The sequence below is a fragment of the Trujillonella endophytica genome, from assembly GCF_900110555.1.
GTDB classification, from domain to species: Bacteria; Actinomycetota; Actinomycetes; order Mycobacteriales; family Geodermatophilaceae; genus Trujillonella; species Trujillonella endophytica.
In genome coordinates this window covers 320,260-337,705 of the sequence record NZ_FOEE01000004.1, presented here as the reverse complement: position 1 = coordinate 337,705, position 17,446 = coordinate 320,260, and the positions used below count along the sequence as shown (strand labels likewise).

The 17,446-nt window shown below is 74.1% G+C and carries 15 protein-coding genes and 1 tRNA gene; 14 read left to right on the top strand and 2 right to left on the bottom strand.

What is annotated here, in order from left to right; translation table 11 throughout:
- Positions 1 to 43 precede the first annotated feature (43 nt).
- The 8 genes from BMY88_RS08990 to BMY88_RS08955 all read left to right on the top strand — a co-directional run bounded on the left by BMY88_RS08990 (position 44) and on the right by BMY88_RS08955 (position 9,249).
- The gene (locus BMY88_RS08990; RefSeq protein ID WP_244524550.1) at positions 44 to 1,546 is read left to right on the top strand and encodes an amino acid permease; all 1,503 of its coding nucleotides are present in this window, start codon (positions 44 to 46) and stop codon (positions 1,544 to 1,546) included.
- A gap of 97 nt (positions 1,547 to 1,643) precedes the next feature.
- A complete protein-coding gene (locus tag BMY88_RS08985) occupies positions 1,644 to 2,276 on the top strand; it encodes a hypothetical protein (protein WP_091942279.1) in 633 nt (210 codons plus the stop codon).
- A 24-nt stretch (positions 2,277 to 2,300) separates the two neighbouring features.
- On the top strand, positions 2,301 to 4,097 hold the full coding sequence (metG, locus tag BMY88_RS08980; protein WP_091942276.1) for a methionine--tRNA ligase: 1,797 nt from the start codon (positions 2,301 to 2,303) through the stop codon (positions 4,095 to 4,097).
- Positions 4,094 to 4,963 (top strand): TatD family hydrolase, encoded by an 870-nt coding sequence (locus tag BMY88_RS08975; protein ID WP_091942274.1) that lies wholly within the window; start codon positions 4,094 to 4,096, stop codon positions 4,961 to 4,963. Before metG ends, BMY88_RS08975 begins: the two co-directional genes overlap by 4 nt.
- A gap of 128 nt (positions 4,964 to 5,091) precedes the next feature.
- A complete protein-coding gene (locus BMY88_RS08970; protein WP_091942272.1) occupies positions 5,092 to 5,931 on the top strand; it encodes a hypothetical protein in 840 nt (279 codons plus the stop codon).
- A 363-nt stretch (positions 5,932 to 6,294) separates the two neighbouring features.
- On the top strand, positions 6,295 to 7,404 hold the full coding sequence (locus tag BMY88_RS08965; RefSeq protein ID WP_091942270.1) for a resuscitation-promoting factor: 1,110 nt from the start codon (positions 6,295 to 6,297) through the stop codon (positions 7,402 to 7,404).
- On the top strand, positions 7,361 to 8,284 hold the full coding sequence (gene rsmA, locus BMY88_RS08960; RefSeq protein ID WP_244524549.1) for a 16S rRNA (adenine(1518)-N(6)/adenine(1519)-N(6))-dimethyltransferase RsmA: 924 nt from the start codon (positions 7,361 to 7,363) through the stop codon (positions 8,282 to 8,284). The genes BMY88_RS08965 and rsmA overlap by 44 nt, the downstream gene beginning before the upstream one ends.
- On the top strand, positions 8,281 to 9,249 hold the full coding sequence (locus BMY88_RS08955; RefSeq protein WP_091942268.1) for a 4-(cytidine 5'-diphospho)-2-C-methyl-D-erythritol kinase: 969 nt from the start codon (positions 8,281 to 8,283) through the stop codon (positions 9,247 to 9,249). The genes rsmA and BMY88_RS08955 overlap by 4 nt, the downstream gene beginning before the upstream one ends.
- 158 nt (positions 9,250 to 9,407) lie before the next feature.
- Here BMY88_RS08955 and BMY88_RS08950 read toward each other — a convergent pair whose 3' ends face one another.
- Together BMY88_RS08950 and BMY88_RS08945 are read right to left on the bottom strand one after the other, a co-directional pair.
- On the bottom strand, positions 9,408 to 10,007 hold the full coding sequence (locus BMY88_RS08950; protein WP_091942380.1) for a TetR/AcrR family transcriptional regulator: 600 nt from the start codon (positions 10,005 to 10,007) through the stop codon (positions 9,408 to 9,410).
- 107 nt (positions 10,008 to 10,114) lie between these two features.
- On the bottom strand, positions 10,115 to 10,975 hold the full coding sequence (locus tag BMY88_RS08945; RefSeq protein WP_244524548.1) for an acyl-CoA desaturase: 861 nt from the start codon (positions 10,973 to 10,975) through the stop codon (positions 10,115 to 10,117).
- Positions 10,976 to 11,340: 365 nt separating this feature from the next.
- Between BMY88_RS08945 and BMY88_RS08940 the strand changes: the two genes are divergently transcribed.
- From BMY88_RS08940 to BMY88_RS08915, 6 genes are all read left to right on the top strand, one after another.
- Positions 11,341 to 11,413, top strand: a tRNA-Gln gene (locus BMY88_RS08940).
- Between the two features lie 57 nt (positions 11,414 to 11,470).
- A complete protein-coding gene (gene glmU / locus BMY88_RS08935) occupies positions 11,471 to 13,015 on the top strand; it encodes a bifunctional UDP-N-acetylglucosamine diphosphorylase/glucosamine-1-phosphate N-acetyltransferase GlmU (protein WP_091942264.1) in 1,545 nt (514 codons plus the stop codon).
- Between the two features lie 14 nt (positions 13,016 to 13,029).
- Complete coding sequence (locus BMY88_RS08930; protein ID WP_091942262.1) at positions 13,030 to 14,010, top strand: ribose-phosphate diphosphokinase; 981 nt, start codon at positions 13,030 to 13,032, stop codon at positions 14,008 to 14,010.
- A 321-nt stretch (positions 14,011 to 14,331) separates the two neighbouring features.
- Entirely contained in the window at positions 14,332 to 15,018 is a 687-nt protein-coding gene (locus tag BMY88_RS08925; RefSeq protein WP_091942260.1) for a 50S ribosomal protein L25/general stress protein Ctc, read from the top strand.
- A gap of 92 nt (positions 15,019 to 15,110) precedes the next feature.
- Positions 15,111 to 15,674, top strand: a complete 564-nt coding sequence (gene pth, locus BMY88_RS08920) for an aminoacyl-tRNA hydrolase (RefSeq protein ID WP_091942258.1) — start codon at positions 15,111 to 15,113, stop codon at positions 15,672 to 15,674.
- A 321-nt stretch (positions 15,675 to 15,995) separates the two neighbouring features.
- Positions 15,996 to 17,378 (top strand): sugar transferase, encoded by a 1,383-nt coding sequence (locus tag BMY88_RS08915; protein WP_244524547.1) that lies wholly within the window; start codon positions 15,996 to 15,998, stop codon positions 17,376 to 17,378.
- Positions 17,379 to 17,446 lie beyond the last annotated feature (68 nt).

The following is a 17,446-nucleotide window of genomic DNA, read 5'->3' as shown; positions in this document are numbered from 1 at the left end:
ACGTCGGTTGGCCACCCACACAGATCGCAGGAACACCGCGCGGGTGAAGTCGGTGGAGGACTCCATCCGCGACACGGAGCAGCGGGAGCACCGCCTCAAGAAGAACCTCTCGGCGCTGGACCTCACCGTGTTCGGCGTCGGCGTGATCATCGGCACCGGCATCTTTGTGCTCACCGGCGAGGTGGCGAAGACGACGGCGGGGCCGGCGGTCGCGCTGTCGTTCGTCATCGCCGGCGTGGTCTGCGCGCTGGCCGCGGTCTGCTACGCCGAGTTCGCCTCCACCGTGCCGGTCGCCGGGTCGGCGTACACGTTCAGCTACGCGACCCTCGGCGAGGTGCTCGCCTGGATCATCGGCTGGGACCTGGTGCTGGAACTGGCGCTCGGCGCGGCGACGGTGTCGGTCGGGTGGTCGGGCTACCTCAACCAGTTGCTCGAGGACGTCGCGACCCCGCTGCCGACCTCCATCGCGGGGGAGGACGCGACGGTCAACATCCCCGCCATGGTCATCGCCCTCGTGATGACCGGCGTGCTGGTGCTCGGGATCAAGCTCTCGTCGCGCGTGACCTCGGTGATCGTGGCGGTCAAGGTCGTCATCGTGCTGTTCATCGTGGTCGTCGGCTTCTTCTACACGAAGGCCGACAACTACAGCCCGTTCGTGCCGCCGGCCGAGCCGACCCCGGAGGGGGAGGGCGGCTGGAAACGGCCGCTCATCGAGCTGCTCGGCATCACGCAGGGCACCTTCGGCTGGGGCGGGATCATCGCGGGGGCCTCGATCGTGTTCTTCGCGTTCATCGGCTTCGACATCGTCGCGACCGCCGCCGAGGAGACGAGGAACCCGAAGCGGGACCTGCCGCGCGGCATCATCGGCTCGCTGCTGGTCTGCACCCTGCTCTACGTCGCGGTCTCGCTGGTCGTGGTCGGCATGCAGCCCTACGACGAGCTCTCGGTCACCGCGCCGCTGGCCGACGCCTTCTCCAGCGTCGGGCTCACCTGGGCGTCGACGCTCATCTCGGTGGGCGCGCTCGCCGGCCTCACCTCGGTCGTGATGATCCTCCTGCTCGGCCAGTCGCGGATCCTGTTCGCGATGAGCCGCGACCACCTGCTGCCGCCGTCGCTGGGCGCCGTCCACCCCCGGTACGGCACCCCGTACCGGATCACGATCGCCACGGGTGTCGTCGTGGCGCTGCTGGCCGGCTTCCTGCCGATCTCGACGCTGGCCGAGCTGGTCAACATCGGCACGCTGTTCGCCTTCGTGCTCGTGTCGATCGCGGTCATCGTGCTGCGCCGCACCCGGCCGGACCTGCCCCGGGCGTTCCGCGTCCCGCTCGTGCCGCTGCTGCCGATCGTGTCGGTCCTCGCCTGCCTCTACCTGATGGCGAACCTGCCGATCGAGACGTGGGTCCGCTTCCTGATCTGGATGGCGCTCGGCGCCGTCGTCTACGCGGTGTACGGACGGCGGCGCAGCCGGCTGGCCGGCGAGGAAGGCGTCGCCGCGGCCGCGCGGGAGGTCGACGACCGGGCCGCCCGGGGGAGCGGCGGCGGCTGACCCCATGGGGTGAGGCCCCCGCCCGCCGCCGTACAGCGGGGGGCGGGGCCGGACGACCTGACCAGGGACAGACCGTCCCCGGCCAGAGAGCACCCCCGTGGCGAGCACCACCCTCGACGTCCCCTCCCGCGACGTCCCCGCCTGCGCGGTCGCGCGCCGCCGCCCCCCGGCGACCGTGCTGGCCGCCGCGGGCATCGCGGTGGTCGAGGCGGTCGCGATCGTCGCCGCCGCGCTGACCGGGCTGGACGGCCTGCTCGTGGCCACCCACCGTCCGCCGGGTGCGCTGGTCGCGTTCCTGCTGCTCGCCCTGGCCGCCTGGGCCGTGTTCGGCGCCGGCGGCGGGCTCGTGCTCGCGGACGGGTCCGGGCCGCGGCTGCTCACGGGCGTCGCCGTCGTGGAGCTGGGGGTGCTGGCCGTGGCCTTCGTCCTCGGGCTGACGACGTCGTCGCTGGACGGGCTCGTCCCGGGTCTGCCCGTGCCGGCCGTCGTCCTGAGCGCGGTCGCCGTTCCGGTCGGGAAGCTGCTGCTGGCCACCGCGCCGTCGGCGACGGCCTGGTCGGACGCCGGCCCGCGCCCGCGGGAGCGGCGCCCGGAGCTGACCGAGGACCAGCGCAGCCTCCGCGCCGTCACCGTGACCGTCCTGGGCTTCGCGCTGCTGGCGGTGGCGCTGCTGGACCCGGGCGCGCCCACGCCCGACGTCGCCGCTCCGGCCTCGACCGGCCAGCACTGAGCGGGCGGCGCCTAGTCTCGTGCCGTGACTGATCGGCACATCCTCACGGCCGTGGCCTGGCCCTACGCCAACGGCCCGCGGCACATCGGCCACGTCTCCGGATTCGGCGTCCCCTCCGACGTCTTCAGCCGGTACCACCGGATGGTCGGCGACCGGGTCCTCATGGTCAGCGGCACGGACGAACACGGGACGCCGATCACCGTCGCCGCCGACGCCGAGGGCATCACGCCGCGCGAGATCGCCGACCGGAACAACCGGATCATCGTGGGCGACCTGCAGTCCCTCGGCCTCAGCTACGACCTGTTCACCCGGACGACGACCGCCAACCACGCCTCGGTCAGCCAGGAGATCTTCCTGGGGCTGCTGAAGAACGGGTACGTCTTCCCGAAGACGACGCTGGGCGCGATCAGCCCCTCGACCGGCCGCACGCTGCCCGACCGCTACATCGAGGGCACCTGCCCGATCTGCGGCTACGACGGCGCCCGCGGCGACCAGTGCGACAACTGCGGCAACCAGCTCGACCCGGTCGAGCTGATCAACCCGGTCAGCAAGATCAACGGTGAGACGCCGAAGTTCGTCGAGGAGGAGCACTACTTCCTCGACCTGCCCGCGTTCGCTCGGGCGCTCGGCGACTGGCTGGGCACCCGCACGAACTGGCGCTCCAACGTCCTGAACTTCAGCGTCAACCTGCTCACCGACCTGAAGCCGCGCAGCTACACCCGGGACATCGACTGGGGCGTCCGGGTGCCGCTGGAGGGCTGGCGCGACCGCAACGACAAGCGCATCTACGTCTGGTTCGACGCCGTCGTCGGGTACCTGTCGGCGTCGATCGAGTGGGCCCGCCGGTCCGGCGACCCGGAGGCCTGGCGCCAGTGGTGGCAGACGCCGGACGCCGACGCCTACTACTTCATGGGCAAGGACAACATCGTCTTCCACGCCGAGATCTGGCCCGCCCAGCTGCTCGGCTACAACGGCGAGGGCGACAAGGGGGGCAGCCCGGGGTCGCTGGGGCGGCTCAACCTGCCCACGGAGGTCGTCTCGAGCGAGTTCCTCACGATGGAGGGGCGCAAGTTCTCCTCCTCGCGGCAGGTCGTCATCTACGTCCGCGACTTCCTCGCCCGCTACGACGCCGACGCGCTGCGGTACTTCATCGCCGCCGCCGGCCCCGAGTCGCAGGACACCGACTTCACCTGGGCGGAGTTCCGCCGGCGCAACAACGACGAGCTGGTCGCCGGTTGGGGGAACCTGGTCAACCGCTCGGTCTCGATGGCGGCGAAGAACGTGGGCGCCGTGCCGACGCCGGGGGAGCTGACCGACGCCGACCGCGCCCTGCTGCAGACGACGAGCGGCGCCTTCGCCCCCATCGGTGATCTGCTGGCCCGCAACCGGCAGAAGGCGGCGGCGGCGGAGGCGATGCGGGTCGTCGGCGAGGCCAACAAGTACCTGTCGGACCAGGCCCCGTGGAAGCTCAAGGAGGACCCGGCCCGCCGCGACACCGTGCTGCACACCGCGCTGCAGGCGATCAGCGACTGCAACGCGCTGCTCACGCCGTTCCTCCCGCACTCGGCGCAGAAGGTCCACGAGCTGCTCGGCGGCACCGGCGTCTGGTCGGCGGCGCCCCGCATCGACGAGGTGACCGACCTCGACGACGGCTCGCCGTACCCGGTCATCACCGGCGACTACGACGCCGCGGCGGCGGTCTGGGCCTCGCGCCCGCTGCAGCCGGGGGTCCCGCTGGCCCCGCCGACGCCGGTGTTCACCAAGCTGGACGAGTCGATCGTCGAGGAGGAGCTGGCCCGGTTGCAGGGCGACGGCGCGTGAGCCGTTCGTCGTCCTCCCGGGCCAACCGGCGCGGGGAGCTGCCGCCGGATCCCGAGCCGCTCCCGGCGCCGGTCGTCGACAGCCACACCCACCTCGACATCGGGGTCGGCGGCTTCGACCGGCTGCCCGAGGCCGACCTCGTCGACGCCGAGATCGCCGCCGCGGCCGCGGTGGGGGTGCCCCGGCTCGTGCAGGTGGGCGTCGACGTCCCCTCCTCGCGGTGGTCGGCGGAGCTGGCCGCGCGGCACCCGAACGTGCTGGCCACCGTCGCCGTCCACCCGAACGAGGCCGGCGAGGGCGCGGCCGTCGAGGACGCGCTCGCCGAGATCGACCGCCTCGCGGCGCTGCCGCGGGTGCGGGCGGTCGGGGAGACCGGGCTGGACCGCTTCCGCACCGGGCCGGAGGGCTGGGCCGCGCAGGAGGCGTCGTTCCGGGCGCACATCCGGATCGCCAAGGACCGCGGGGTCGCGCTCGTCGTCCACGACCGCGACGCCCACGACGAGATCCTCCGCGTGCTCGACGACGAGGGGGCACCGGAGCGCACGGTGTTCCACTGCTTCTCCGGCGACGCCGCCTTCGCCCGGGCCTGCGTGGCGCGCGGCCACGTGCTCTCCTTCGCCGGCACGGTGACGTTCGCGAACGCCGGCTACCTGCGCGAGGCGGCGGCGCTGACGCCCCTGGACCAGTTGCTGGTGGAGACCGACGCGCCGTTCCTCACGCCGGTGCCCTACCGCGGTCGCCCCAACGCCTCGCGGTTGATGCCGCACACCGTGCGCGTGCTGGCCGAGGTCACGGGCGTGGAGGTCGGGCAGCTGTGCGCGGCCCTGACCGCGAACGCCGAGCGCGTCTTCGGCACCTGGGACTAGCCGCCTGGCCGAGTTGATCATCGGCGGGTGGTTGGTCGGCACGCCGGCGGGGGCAGCCACCCGCCGATGATCACGGTGACCGCGACGGCTCGGCGACCGTTGGGCGCGAAGCGAGGCACACTTGTCCCGTGGGTCGCCTCATCGCCGTCGTGCTGTTCATCGCCGTGCTGGTTCCTGGCGTCCTGCTGGCCCGTGGCTGGGCGCTGGCGGCCGGGCGGCGCGCGGTGGCGTCGGCGTCGATCGAGTTCACCTCGCCGACCGAGGAGGGCCGCCGGACCCTGCGGCGGCAGGCGGTGCACGGGCGCCGGGTGCGCCGCATCGGTCTCCTGCTCGGCCTGGTCGCCGTGGTGGGCAGCATCGTCGTCTTCGCGGAGGCCTCGGTCTTCCTGTGGGCGCCGGCCGTCGCCGTCGGGCTGCTCGTGGGCGTCGTCCTGGCCGAGGCGACCCGGCCGCGGCCGCGCTGGCAGTCGGCCAGACCCGTCCGCCGGCCGCGCCGGGGCGAGCAGATCTCGCTGTGGCTGCTGTGGACCATGCGCGCCGTCGTCGTGGCGGAGGTGCTCGCCACCGTGCTGCTCTGGCAGCGCGACGACCTGCCCGACCGCGTCGCGTGGCTGGCCCTGGGCGTCCCGCTCGGCGCGTGGCTGCTGGCCGAGGTGGCGCTGCTGCGGGCCCTGGTGCGTCCGCTGCCGGCCGAGGGCGCCGACGTGCCGGTGGACGAGGCGCTGCGCACCTGGACCGCCCACCTGGTCAGTGCCGCGGTGAGCGTGCTGGCCCTGCTCCCGCTGGGCGCGCTCCTCCTGGTCGCCGGCGTGGGGCTGGGGGACCGCGTGTCCGAGGGCGTCGACCTGTGGCCCGTGGCGCTGGTGGCCGGCGGGTTCTCGGCGCTGGCCGCGGGCCTCGCCGTCGCGGTGTTCCTGGTGACGTGGCTGCGGCCGATGCGGCTGTCCGAGCGCGCGCTCGCCGGCTGACGCGAGCGCGCCGGTACCCGGCTGTGCGGGGCGCCACGCAGTGACCTCGGTCACCCACACCAGCCTCACGCTGCGCATTCGTCCCAGCGGCACCACGCGCAACAATCGTCACGGTCCGTGTCGGCGCGCCAACAAGTCGATGTGTCGCCCCGCTGGAACACTCCTGTCCGAACCATTGTCACCCGTACCAATCCCGTTATCGTGTCGTGATCAGCCGGGGTGGGGACCGACCCGGGCAGCGTCGCCGGAGCCTCTGCGGGCTCGGGCGAGGCCGCCCGGTGCGGAGCCGCCCGGTGGACCGCCAGCCGGCGGTGCGCCGGCGAGGCAGCCCCCTGCCCGGTCCCGTGACCCCGTGGATGTGTCGTGCCTCGAACCCTCAAGTTCTCCCTCTTCGCCCTGGTCCTGCTCGGCCTCGTGGGCGGCTCCGTGGCGTACTACGCCGCGCAGAAGTCGCTGACGCTGACCGTCGACGGCCAGGCCCGGGAGGTCCGCACCTACGCCGACACCGTGGCCGAGGTGCTCGAGGAGGAGGGGTTGCAGCCGCAGGCGCACGACGTCGTGCTCCCCGAGCCCGAGGCCTCCGTCTCCGACGGTGACGCCGTCGTGGTCACGCGGGCCCGCCCGCTGCAGCTGACCGTCGACGGCCGGCCGAGCGAGGTCTACGTGACCGCCCTGTCCGTGGACGAGGCGCTGGACCAGCTGGGCTTCCGGGCCGACGGCCTCGTGGTCTCCGCCAGCCGCAGCGAGCGCCTCCCGCTCGACGGCATGGAGCTGTCGATCACCACGCCCAAGGACGTCACCCTCGTCGTCGACGGCCAGCAGCGCGTGGTGACGACGACGGCCGGGACGGTCGCCGACCTCCTCGCCGAGCAGGGCGTGGCGCTGTCGGCGACGGACCGCACGAGCATGCGTCCGGCCCAGCCGCTGCTGGCGTTCATGCGGCTGCAGGTCTTCCGCGTGCAGGTCGCCGAGGTCGTCGAGACGACCTCGATCCCGTACCGGACGGTCGAGAACGAGGACCCCGAGGCCTTCGAGGACGACGAGACCGTGACCCAGGCCGGCGTCGAGGGCCAGCAGGCCACCACCTGGCGGGTCACCGTCGTCGACGGGGTCGAGACCGGCCGCGAGCAGCTCTCCACCGCGGTCGCCGTCGCGCCCGTGGACGAGCTGGTCACCGTCGGCACGAAGCCCCGCCCGGCAGCCCCGGCCGCCCCGGCGGTCGCGACGAGCTCCGGCGGCCTCAACTGGGCGGCGCTCGCGGCGTGCGAGTCAGGCGGCCGGCCGAACGCGGTCAGCTCCACCGGCACCTACCGCGGCATGTACCAGTTCTCGCGGAGCACCTGGGCCGCGGTCGGCGGCAGCGGCGACCCGGCCGCCGCCTCCGCCGAGGAGCAGACGATGCGGGCGCAGATGCTCTACGACCGCTCCGGTGCGGGTCAGTGGCCGCACTGCGGCTCGCGCCTGTTCAGCTGACGCCGGACCAGAGCTGAGCACTCCTCCGGAACAGCCCGACGGGCTGCTGGGCCCGGCCGCCATCCGCGACCTGGCCCAGCAGCTCGAGCTGCGTCCGACGAAGTCCCTCGGGCAGAACTTCCTGCACGACGCGAACACCATCCGGCGGATCGTGCGAACGGCCGAGCTGCGCCCCGACGACGTCGTCCTCGAGGTCGGTCCGGGCCTGGGGTCGCTGACCCTGGGCCTGCTCCCGGCAGCGGCAGCGGTCACGGCCGTGGAGATCGATCCGCGCCTGGCCGCCCGGCTGCCGCGGACGGTTGCCGAGCGCGCCCCGCACCTCGCCGACCGGCTCACCGTGGTCGAGGCCGACGCCCTGCGGCTCCGCGAGCTCCCGGGGCCCCCGCCCACCGCACTGGTGGCGAATCTGCCGTACAACGTGGCGGTGCCCGTCCTGCTGACCCTCCTCGAGCTGCTGCCCAGCCTGCGCCGGGCGCTGATCCTGGTGCAGGCCGAGGTCGCCGAGCGGCTGGCCGCGCCCCCCGGGGCCCCCGCCTACGGCGTCCCGTCGGTCAAGGCAGCCTGGTACGGGGAGGTCCGTCGGGCCGGTTCCGTCGGGCGGCGGGTCTTCTGGCCGGAGCCCAACGTCGACTCCGGTCTCGTCGCCCTGGACCGACGGCCGCCCCCGCCCGGGGACCGCGCCGCCACCTTCGCCGTCGTCGATGCCGCCTTCGCGACCCGCCGCAAGGCCTTGCGGGCCGCCCTGTCCGGCTGGGCGGGCAGCCCGGCCGCTGCCGAGGCCCGGCTGCGGGCGGCGGGGATCGACCCCACCGTCCGCGGCGAGCGGCTGTCGGTCGCCGACTTCGCGAGGCTCGCGGCCACCGCGGCGGAGCCGGCGTGACCCGAGCGCCGCACGGCGGACCGGGCCGGATCAGTGGCGACGGCGCGGTGGTCGCCCGGGCACCGGCGAAGGTCAACGTGCACCTGGCCGTGGCTCCGCTGGGCCACGACGGCTACCACGAGCTGCGCACCGTCTTCCTGGCCGTGTCGCTGTTCGACACCGTCACCGTGCGCCCGGCCGGGGAGCTCACGATCGACGTGACCGGCCCGTTCGCCGGCGGCCGCACCGGGCCGGACCGGGTGCCCACCGACCGCCGCAACCTCGTGTGGCAGGCGGCGGAGCTGCTCGCCGACCGGGCCGGGGTGCCCGCCGCGGCCGCCATCACCATCGACAAGTCGATCCCCGCGGCGGCCGGCCTGGCAGGCGGCAGCGCCGACGCCGCGGCCGCGCTCGTCGCCCTGGACACGCTGTGGGGCACCCACGCGACCCGGGGCGAGCTGGCCGACCTGGCCGCGCGGCTGGGCAGCGACGTGCCGTTCAGCCTGCTCGGCGGGGTCGCGCTCGGCTCCGGGCGGGGGGAGCGGCTCAGCCCCGTGCTCGCCCGCCGGCCCTGGCACTGGGTGCTGGGCATCGCGGGCTCGGGGCTGTCCACCCCGGCCGTCTACGGCGAGCTCGACCGGCTGCGCGCCGACGGCCGGCTGCCGTCGGGGGAGGAGCTGCCCTCGCCCGACCCGGTGGTCGCGGCGCTGCACGGCGGTCCGGTGGACGCCCTGGCCGCGGCCCTGCACAACGACCTGCAGGAGCCCGCGATCGCCCTGCGGCCGCAGCTGCGCCGCGCGCTGGACGCCGCCACCGCCGCGGGTGCCGCCGGCGCCCTCGTCAGCGGCTCCGGGCCGACGGTGGCCGCGCTGGCCGCCGACGAGGACGACGCGGTGGCCCTGGCCGCCGAGCTCGCGGGCACGGGGCAGTTCCGCACGGTCCGTGCGGTGCACGGACCGGTGCCCGGCGCCCGCCTCGTCGGCTGACGCGCCGGCAACTCCGCGCTTCTGCCCCGGGGCAAGTTCGCGCTTCTGCACCGCGCAATTCCGCGCTTCTGCCCCGGGGCAATTTCGCGCTTCTGCCCCGCGCAACTCCGCGCTTCTGCCCCGGGGCAATTTCGCGCTTCTGCCCCGGAGGGGGGCGGTCAGGCGTCGTCGGACAGGCGCGGGCGGGTCTCCAGGTGCCCCATGCCGTTCCAGGCGAGGTTCACCAGGTGCGCGGCGACCTCGCGCTTGCCCTGGGACCGGTCCTCCAGCCACCACGCCCCGACGAGCGCGACCATCCCGACCAGCGCCTGGCTGTAGAGCCCGGCCAGTCGCGGGTCGTAGCCACCCCGCCGGAACTGCGTGGCGAGCAGGTGCTCGACCTCGTGCGCGGCCTCGCCGAGCAGCGACGAGTAGTGCCCCGCCGCGTCGGTGATCGGCGAGTCCCGGGTCAGCACCCGGAAGCCGTCGGTGTCCTCCTCGATGTAGTCCAGGAGCACCAGGGCGGCGCGCTCGAGCAACTCGCGGGGGTGGCCCCCGGCGGAGAGCGCGGCGGCGAACCGGTCGAGCAGCCGGCGCATCTCCTGCTCGACGACGACGGCGTACAGGCCTTCCTTGCCGCCGAAGTGCCCGTACACGACCGGCTTGCTCACCGAGGCCCGCGCCGCCAGCTCCTCGATCGACGTGGCCTCGTAGCCGCGCCGCCCGAACAGCTCGCGGCCGACGTCGATGAGCTGCTGCCGGCGCTGGGCACCGGTCATCCGCACACGCGGCCGGGCGACGGCCGGGGAGGGGCTTCCCTCGGGACGCCGCCCGGGCGACCGTTGGGAGGACGGTCGCCGGGACGGCGGGAGCTCGGCGGCCGTGCTCAGCCGGCTGTTCCGACGGGCACGTGGCGCTTGGCCGCCAGGCGCACGGGGTCGGGCCACTTGACGCTGTGCGCCCAGCCGAGCTTCTCGAACGCCCAGATCACCCGGGCGCTCATGTCGACCTGGCCGCGGAGCACGCCGTGCCGGGCGGACGTGGGGTCGACGTGGTGCAGGTTGTGCCAGGACTCCCCGCCGCTGAGGACCGCCAGCGGCCAGACGTTGGTGGCGCGGTCGCGGGAGGTGAACGGCCGCGTGCCGATCACGTGGCAGATCGAGTTGACCGACCAGGTGACGTGGTGCAGCAGGAACGTCCGGACGAGCCCCGCCCAGAAGAACGCCGAGAGGGCGCCGGCCCACGAACCGGTGACCAGGCCGCCGATGACGGCAGGCAGCGCCAGGCTGAGGAACGCCCAGACGACGAAGAGGCGGCTGACGATCTTCAGGCCCTTGTCCTTGAGCAGGTCCGGGGCGTAGCGCTCGGCGTTGCTCTGCCGGCGGTCGAACAGCCACCCGAGGTGGGCGTGCCACATGCCCTTGACCAGCGACCGCGAGTCCGTGCCGTAGCGCCACGGGGAGTGCGGGTCGCCCTCGCGGTCGGAGAACGCGTGGTGGCGGCGGTGGTCGGCGACCCACTGCACGACCGGGCCCTGGATGGCCATGCAGCCGATGATCGCGATGCCGTACCGCAGCGGCTTGCCGGCCTTGAACGAGCCGTGCGTGAAGTAGCGGTGGTAGCCGACGGTCACGCCCAGCAGCGGGATGAAGTAGAAGCCGACGAGGAGGCCGAGGTCCAGCCAGGACAGCCCCCAGCCCCACACGACCGGAACGATCGCAGCGACGGCGAGGAACGGGACGATCACGAACAGGTAGAGCGTGATCTGTTCGAGCGCGCCCTTCTCCTTGCCGTACGCGGTGGCCGGCAGGCCGGCGTCCGGGTCTGCCGGGCGCCGAACAGCCGTGGGCCTGGTGAGGGTGGGAGCGGACAGGGGGGCCTCCAGAGGCGGTGTCGTACCGGTCGTCCGCCGCAGCGTCCCCGACCGTGGTTACGACTCCGTAACCTACGTGGCCGTAGCGATGTCTGCCGGGTGGGGCCGGACCCGTCGGCGACCGTGCAGGTGAGCGGCCCGGCGTCGCCGGCCGGCTCCTCGCCCGGCGTCCTTTCACTACGCTGCTCGTGGCGCCGCTCCCGGCGCCCCGCGGACGCCGGCACCGGAGCGACCGCGGATGGGGGATGGGGTAATCGGCAGCCCGCCGGCCTTTGGAGCCGTGCAGTCTCGGTTCGAGTCCGAGTCCCCCAGCAGCATCGCCGCGAGTGCCGCCGGCGCGCACCGACCGCCCCGCTTCCGAGGAGATCCATGAGCCAGCCCCAGCCGGGAGTCCGGACCACCGAGGCGGAGGCGGGTCCCGGCACGGCCGCCGTCGTCGTGCTCGCCGCCGGGCAGGGCACCCGCATGCGCTCGGCCACCCCCAAGGTGCTGCACGCCCTGGGCGGTCGCAGCATGCTCGGCCACGTCCTGGCTGCCACCGCGCCGCTGGGGGCCGGCGACACGATCGTGGTGGTCGGCGCCGGCCGCGACGCGGTCGTGGAGCACCTGTCCGCCGTCGCCCCGGCCGCGCGTGCGGTCGTGCAGGAGGAGCAGCGCGGGTCGGGCCACGCCGCCGCCGTCGCGCTCGCGGCCGTCCCCGACCTGCGGGGGCCCGTGCTGATCGTCAACGGCGACGCCCCGCTGCTGCGGGCCGAGACCGTCGCCGACCTCGTCGCGGCCCACCGGACGTCGGGCGCGGTGCTCACCGTGCTCACCGCGGTCGTCGACGACCCCACCGGCCTGGGCCGGATCGTCCGGGACGGCGAGGGGGCGGTGCGCGCCATCGTCGAGGAGCGCGACGCCACGACCGAGCAGCGGGCCGTGCGCGAGGTCAACGCCGGCGTGTACCTCGGCGACGCCGCTGCGCTGCGCGACTCGCTCGCCCGGGTCGACGGCGACAACGCCCAGGGCGAGGTCTACCTGACCGACGTCGTCGGCCTGCTCGTCGCCGACGGCGCGCTCGTCGGCGGCCGGCGGGCCGAGGACCCGGTCGACGTGCTCGGCTGCAACGACCGCCGCGAGCTGGCCGCCCGCCGGCGGGTGCTCAACGACCGGGTGCTCGACCGCCTCATGGTCGAGGGGGTCACCGTCGTCGACCCGGCGACGACGTGGGTGGACGTGACCGTCACCGTCGAGGCCGACGCGCTCCTCCAGCCGGGGACGCAGCTGCACGGCACGACCCGCGTCGCGGCCGGGGCGGTCGTCGGGCCGGACACCACGCTGACCGACTGCGAGGTGGCCGAGGGCGCCTCGGTCGTCCGCTCGCACTGCTCCGGCGCCGTCGTCGGCCCGGGGGCCACGGTGGGACCCTTCAGCTACCTGCGGCCGGGGACCCGGCTCGCCCGCGGGACGAAGGTCGGCGCGTTCGTCGAGACGAAGAACGTCACGGTGGGCGAGGGCTCGAAGGTGCCGCATCTGTCCTACGTGGGCGACGCCACGATCGGCACCGGGTCGAACGTCGGCGCGGCGACCGTGTTCGTGAACTACGACGGCGTCGCCAAGCACCACACGACGATCGGCGACCACGTCCGCATCGGGTCGGACACCATGCTGGTGGCGCCGCTCACCGTGGGCGACGGCGCGTACACCGCGGCGGGTTCGGTGATCACCGACGACGTCCCCCCGGGGGCCATGGGCGTGGCGCGGGCGCGTCAACGGAATGTGGCAGGCTGGGTCCGCCGCCGCCGCCCGGGCACCGCCGCCGCGCAGGCCGCAGCGGCGGCCGGGGATGCAGGGGCCGCAGGGGCGGCAGACCCTCGACTCCGGACCGACGAGAGCCGACGTGCGGTTCCCGAGACGCATTCCGACGAGTGAGGGCAGTCGATCCGATGAGCGCCATCCGGCAGACCACCAGCAAGAGCCTGATGCTCTTCTCCGGCCGGGCCTTCCCCGAGCTGACCGAGGAGATCGCCGGCCACCTGGGTGTGACGCCGACGCCGACGGCGGCGTACGAGTTCGCCAACGGCGAGTTGTTCGTCCGGTTCGAGGAGTCGGTCCGCGGCTGCGACGCCTTCGTCGTCCAGAGCCACACCGCGCCGCTCAACACCTGGCTCATGGAGCAGTTGATCATGGTCGACGCGCTCAAGCGCGCCTCGGCCAAGCGCATCACCGTCGTGGCGCCGTTCTTCCCCTACGCGCGCCAGGACAAGAAGCACCGCGGCCGCGAGCCGATCTCCGCCCGCCTGGTCGCCGACCTGTTCAAGACCGCCGGCGCCGACCGGCTCATGACGGTCGACCTGCACACGGCCCAGATCCAGGGCTTCTTCGACGGCCCGGTCGACCACCTGTTCGCCCTCGACCTGCTGGTCGACCACGTGCGGGACCGGTGCGCCGGCCGGGACGTGACCGTCGTGTCCCCCGACGCGGGGCGGGTGCGCGTCTCGGAGCGCTGGAGCGACAAGCTCGGCGGCGTCCCGCTGGCCTTCATCCACAAGACGCGCGACCCGATGCGACCCAACGAGGTCGTCGCCAACCGCGTGGTCGGCGAGGTCGAGGGCCGCGTCTGCATCATCGTCGACGACATGATCGACACCGGTGGCACGATCGTGAAGGCCGCCGAGACGCTCTTCGACTCCGGCGCCGCGGACGTGATCGTCGCCGCCACGCACGGCGTGCTCTCCGGCCCGGCGGTGGACCGGCTGAAGAACAGCCGGGTGAGCGAGGTCGTCATCACCAACACGCTGCCGGTCGAGCCCGAGCGCCGGTTCGACAAGCTCACGGTTCTCTCGATCGCCCCGCTGCTCGGGCGCGCGATCAAGGAGGTCTTCGAGGACGGCTCGGTGACCTCGCTCTTCGACGGCGCCTCGTGACACTGTCGCCCTCCGGGCTCCAACCGCGGCCAGGAGCCGTACCCCGGCTGCGCTGAGCCCCACCCGTCCGCCCTCGGGGGACCCTCCGGGCCCCCACTCCGGCGGACCCGCTTCGCGGAGCGCCTTCGCCCGTCCTCGCTCGGGAGACCCTCCGGGCCTCCGCTCCCGAGGACCGCTGTGCGTCTCCCGCAGCAGAGCGGGTATCCTCACTCTCGCCCGGCGAGGGAGATTCCGTTCTCCGTTATCGACGTGCGTGTGCCCTCCGGGGTGTGCCGCGGTCGTGCGCCGGCCCGCAGACCCCCTAGCTAGGAGCACACCACCGTGGCTGACTACCGCCTCGTCGCCGAGGCCCGCACCGAGTTCGGCAAGGGCAGCGCCCGCCGCACCCGCCGGGCCGGTCGCATCCCCGCCGTCCTCTACGGGCACGGCCAGGACGTCATCCACCTCTCGCTGCCGGCCCGCGAGTTCGCCGCGGTGCTGCGCAACGGTGGCGGCAACGCCCTGATCACCATCGACCTCGACGGCACCGAGCACCTCGCGCTGACCAAGGCCGTGCAGCGCGACCCGCTCACCCGGGTGCACGAGCACGTCGACCTGCTGACCGTCCGCCGCGGCGAGAAGACCACGGTCGAGGTGCCGATCGTGATCGTCGGCGAGCCGGGCATCGACTCGATCCCGAACCACCAGATGAACGCCGTCTCCATCGAGGCCGACGCGACGCGCCTGCCCGACACGATCGAGGTCGACGTCACCGGCCGCACCGCCGGTCAGAACATCACCGCGGGCGACCTCGTGCTGCCCGCCGGGTCGACGCTGGTCACCGACCCCGAGGCGCTGGTCATCGGGTTCCTCGGTGCGCCGACCGCCGAGGCCCTCGAGGCCGAGCTCGCCGAGGCCGAGGCCGAGGCCGGCATCGAGCGCGACGAGTCCGACGCCGACGCCGACGCCACGACCGAGGGCCAGGACGAGGGCAGCGCCGAGTCGACGGACGCCGCCGAGAACAGCTGAGGCATCCGCTGACCGAGAGCACGACCCGCGGGGGCGCCGGCACTGCCGGCGCCCCCGCGGCGTCCCCGCCGTCGGAGGGCCCGTTCCTCGTCGTGGGCCTCGGCAACCCCGGCCCCGGCTACGCCGGCAACCGGCACAACGTCGGCGCGATGGTGCTGGACGAGATCGCCGCCCGGGCGGGCGTCAAGCTCTCCCCGGGCAAGGGCGCGCGGGCGCGTTCCCTGGTCGGCGAGGGCCGGCTGGCCGGGCGGCGGGTCGTGCTCGCGCGCCCGACGACCTACATGAACGAGTCGGGCAGCCCCGTCCGCGGACTGCTGGACTACCACAAGCTGCCCGTGGCCGACCTCGTCGTCGTCCACGACGAGCTGGACATCCCGTTCGCCGCGGTGCGGCTCAAGCGGGGCGGCGGCGAGGGCGGGCACAACGGCCTGCGCTCGATCAGCCGGTCCACGGGCACCCGTGACTACCTCCGGGTGCGCGTGGGGATCGGGCGACCGCCCGGCAGGCAGGACCCGGCCGACTTCGTCCTCAAGGACTTCTCGGCGACCGAGCGCAAGGAACTCGACCTGCTCGTGGCCGAGGCCGCCGACGCCGTCGAGGAGCTGCTGACGCGCGGTCTCGAGGCGGCGCAGAACGTCGTGCATCCCCGCACCTGACGCCCGTGACGTCACTTTCCGTAGTGGCTACGTGACCAGTCTCGACCCTCATAGGGGTGAACGGTCACGGTGCGTGTTGACCCTCCGATCACCGACTGTGAGTGTCCTCGGTGGCGCGGAAGCGTAGGTCTGCACGAACCTGCACGTCAGGGGCGTGATCGGAACGTGCTGGCGGCCACACAGTGTCATTTCGGTGTCCGGGGGGAAACCGTGCTACTCGATCACGACCGCGTTCGACTGGGCTCCACGTCCGTGCAGGCCGGGGCGCCGGGGGTGTCGTTCACGCCCCGGCCCGTTCTCCGCCGGAACGCGCCGGGATGGGTGCGCCGGTACGCCCGGTCGCTGATGACGCTGGACGCCCTCGCCGCCGCGATCGCCGGTGGCAGCGTCCTCTGGGCGCACCGCGCCTCCCTCGCGGTGGAGCAGCCGCTGCTGTGGGCGGCCGCCGCCCTCGTGCTGGCCTGGCCCCTCCTGCTGGCGGCCACGGGCGCCTACGCGGAGCGGGCATTCGGCACCGGCAGCGACGAGTACCGCGGTGTCGGACGCGCCGGGCTGCTGCTCCTCGGCGGCCTGGCCCTGGTGTCCTACGCCGCCGTGCTCGACCTGTCCCGGGGCCTGGTCGTCGTCGCCGTCCCGGCACTGACGGTGGCCACCCTCGCCGTCCGGTTCGCGGCCCGCTGCTGGCTGCGCCGGCTGCGCGCGGGCGGGTCCTGCACCAGCCGCGTCATCGTGGTCGGCCGGGGCGGTGCGGTGCTCGAGCTCGTCGACCGGGTCCGCCGGGAGCGCTTCGCCGGGATGGACGTCGTCGCCACCTGCGTGACCCCCGGCGACCAGGACCGCGTCGCCGCCGCGCTCGGCGTGCCCGTCGGCGGACTGGAGGACGTCGTGGCGATGGCCGCCCGGCTCGGCGCCGACACGATCGCGGTGACCTCGGCCAGCGAGACGGCCGCCCAGTACCTGCGCCAGCTGTCCTGGCAGCTGGAGGGCACCGGCATCGAGCTGCTGGTCGCCCCGGGCCTGATCGAGGTCGCCGGCCCGCGCCTGCACATCCGTCCCTTCGAGGGGCTGCCGCTGCTCTCCGTCGAGCAGCCGCGGTTCGAGGGCTGGCGCCGGGTGCTCAAGGGCGGCCTGGACCGGACCGTCGCCGGCGTCGCGCTGCTGCTGCTCGCGCCCGCGCTGATCGCCATCGCCCTCGCCGTCCGGCTGGGCAGCCCCGGCCCGGTGCTCTACCGCCAGGAGCGGGTGGGGGTCAACGGCCGCACGTTCACGATGCTGAAGTTCCGCAGCATGGTCGTCGACGCCGACCGGCAGGTCGAGGCGCTGACCGCGGACAACATCTCCGACGGCCTGCTGTTCAAGATGCGCGTCGACCCGCGGGTCACGCCGGTCGGGAAGTGGCTGCGCCGGCTGTCGCTGGACGAGCTGCCCCAGCTGCTCAACGTGCTCGGCGGGTCCATGTCGCTGGTCGGGCCCCGGCCGCCGCTGCCCGGCGAGGTCGCGCGCTACGACACGCAGATCCGCCGTCGGCTGCTCGTCAAGCCCGGCCTGACCGGGCTGTGGCAGATCTCCGGGCGCAGCGACCTGCCGTGGGAGGAGGCCGTGCGCCTGGACCTGCGGTACGTGGAGAACTGGTCGATGGCCATGGACCTGCTGATCCTGGTCAAGACGTTCCGCGCCGTCCTGAGCCGCTCCGGGGCCTACTGACGGACGGCTTCCGGGCCCCCGCGCGGGCTCGGTGGAATTCCTCCTCACCCCGTCGGGGGACGCCCGCC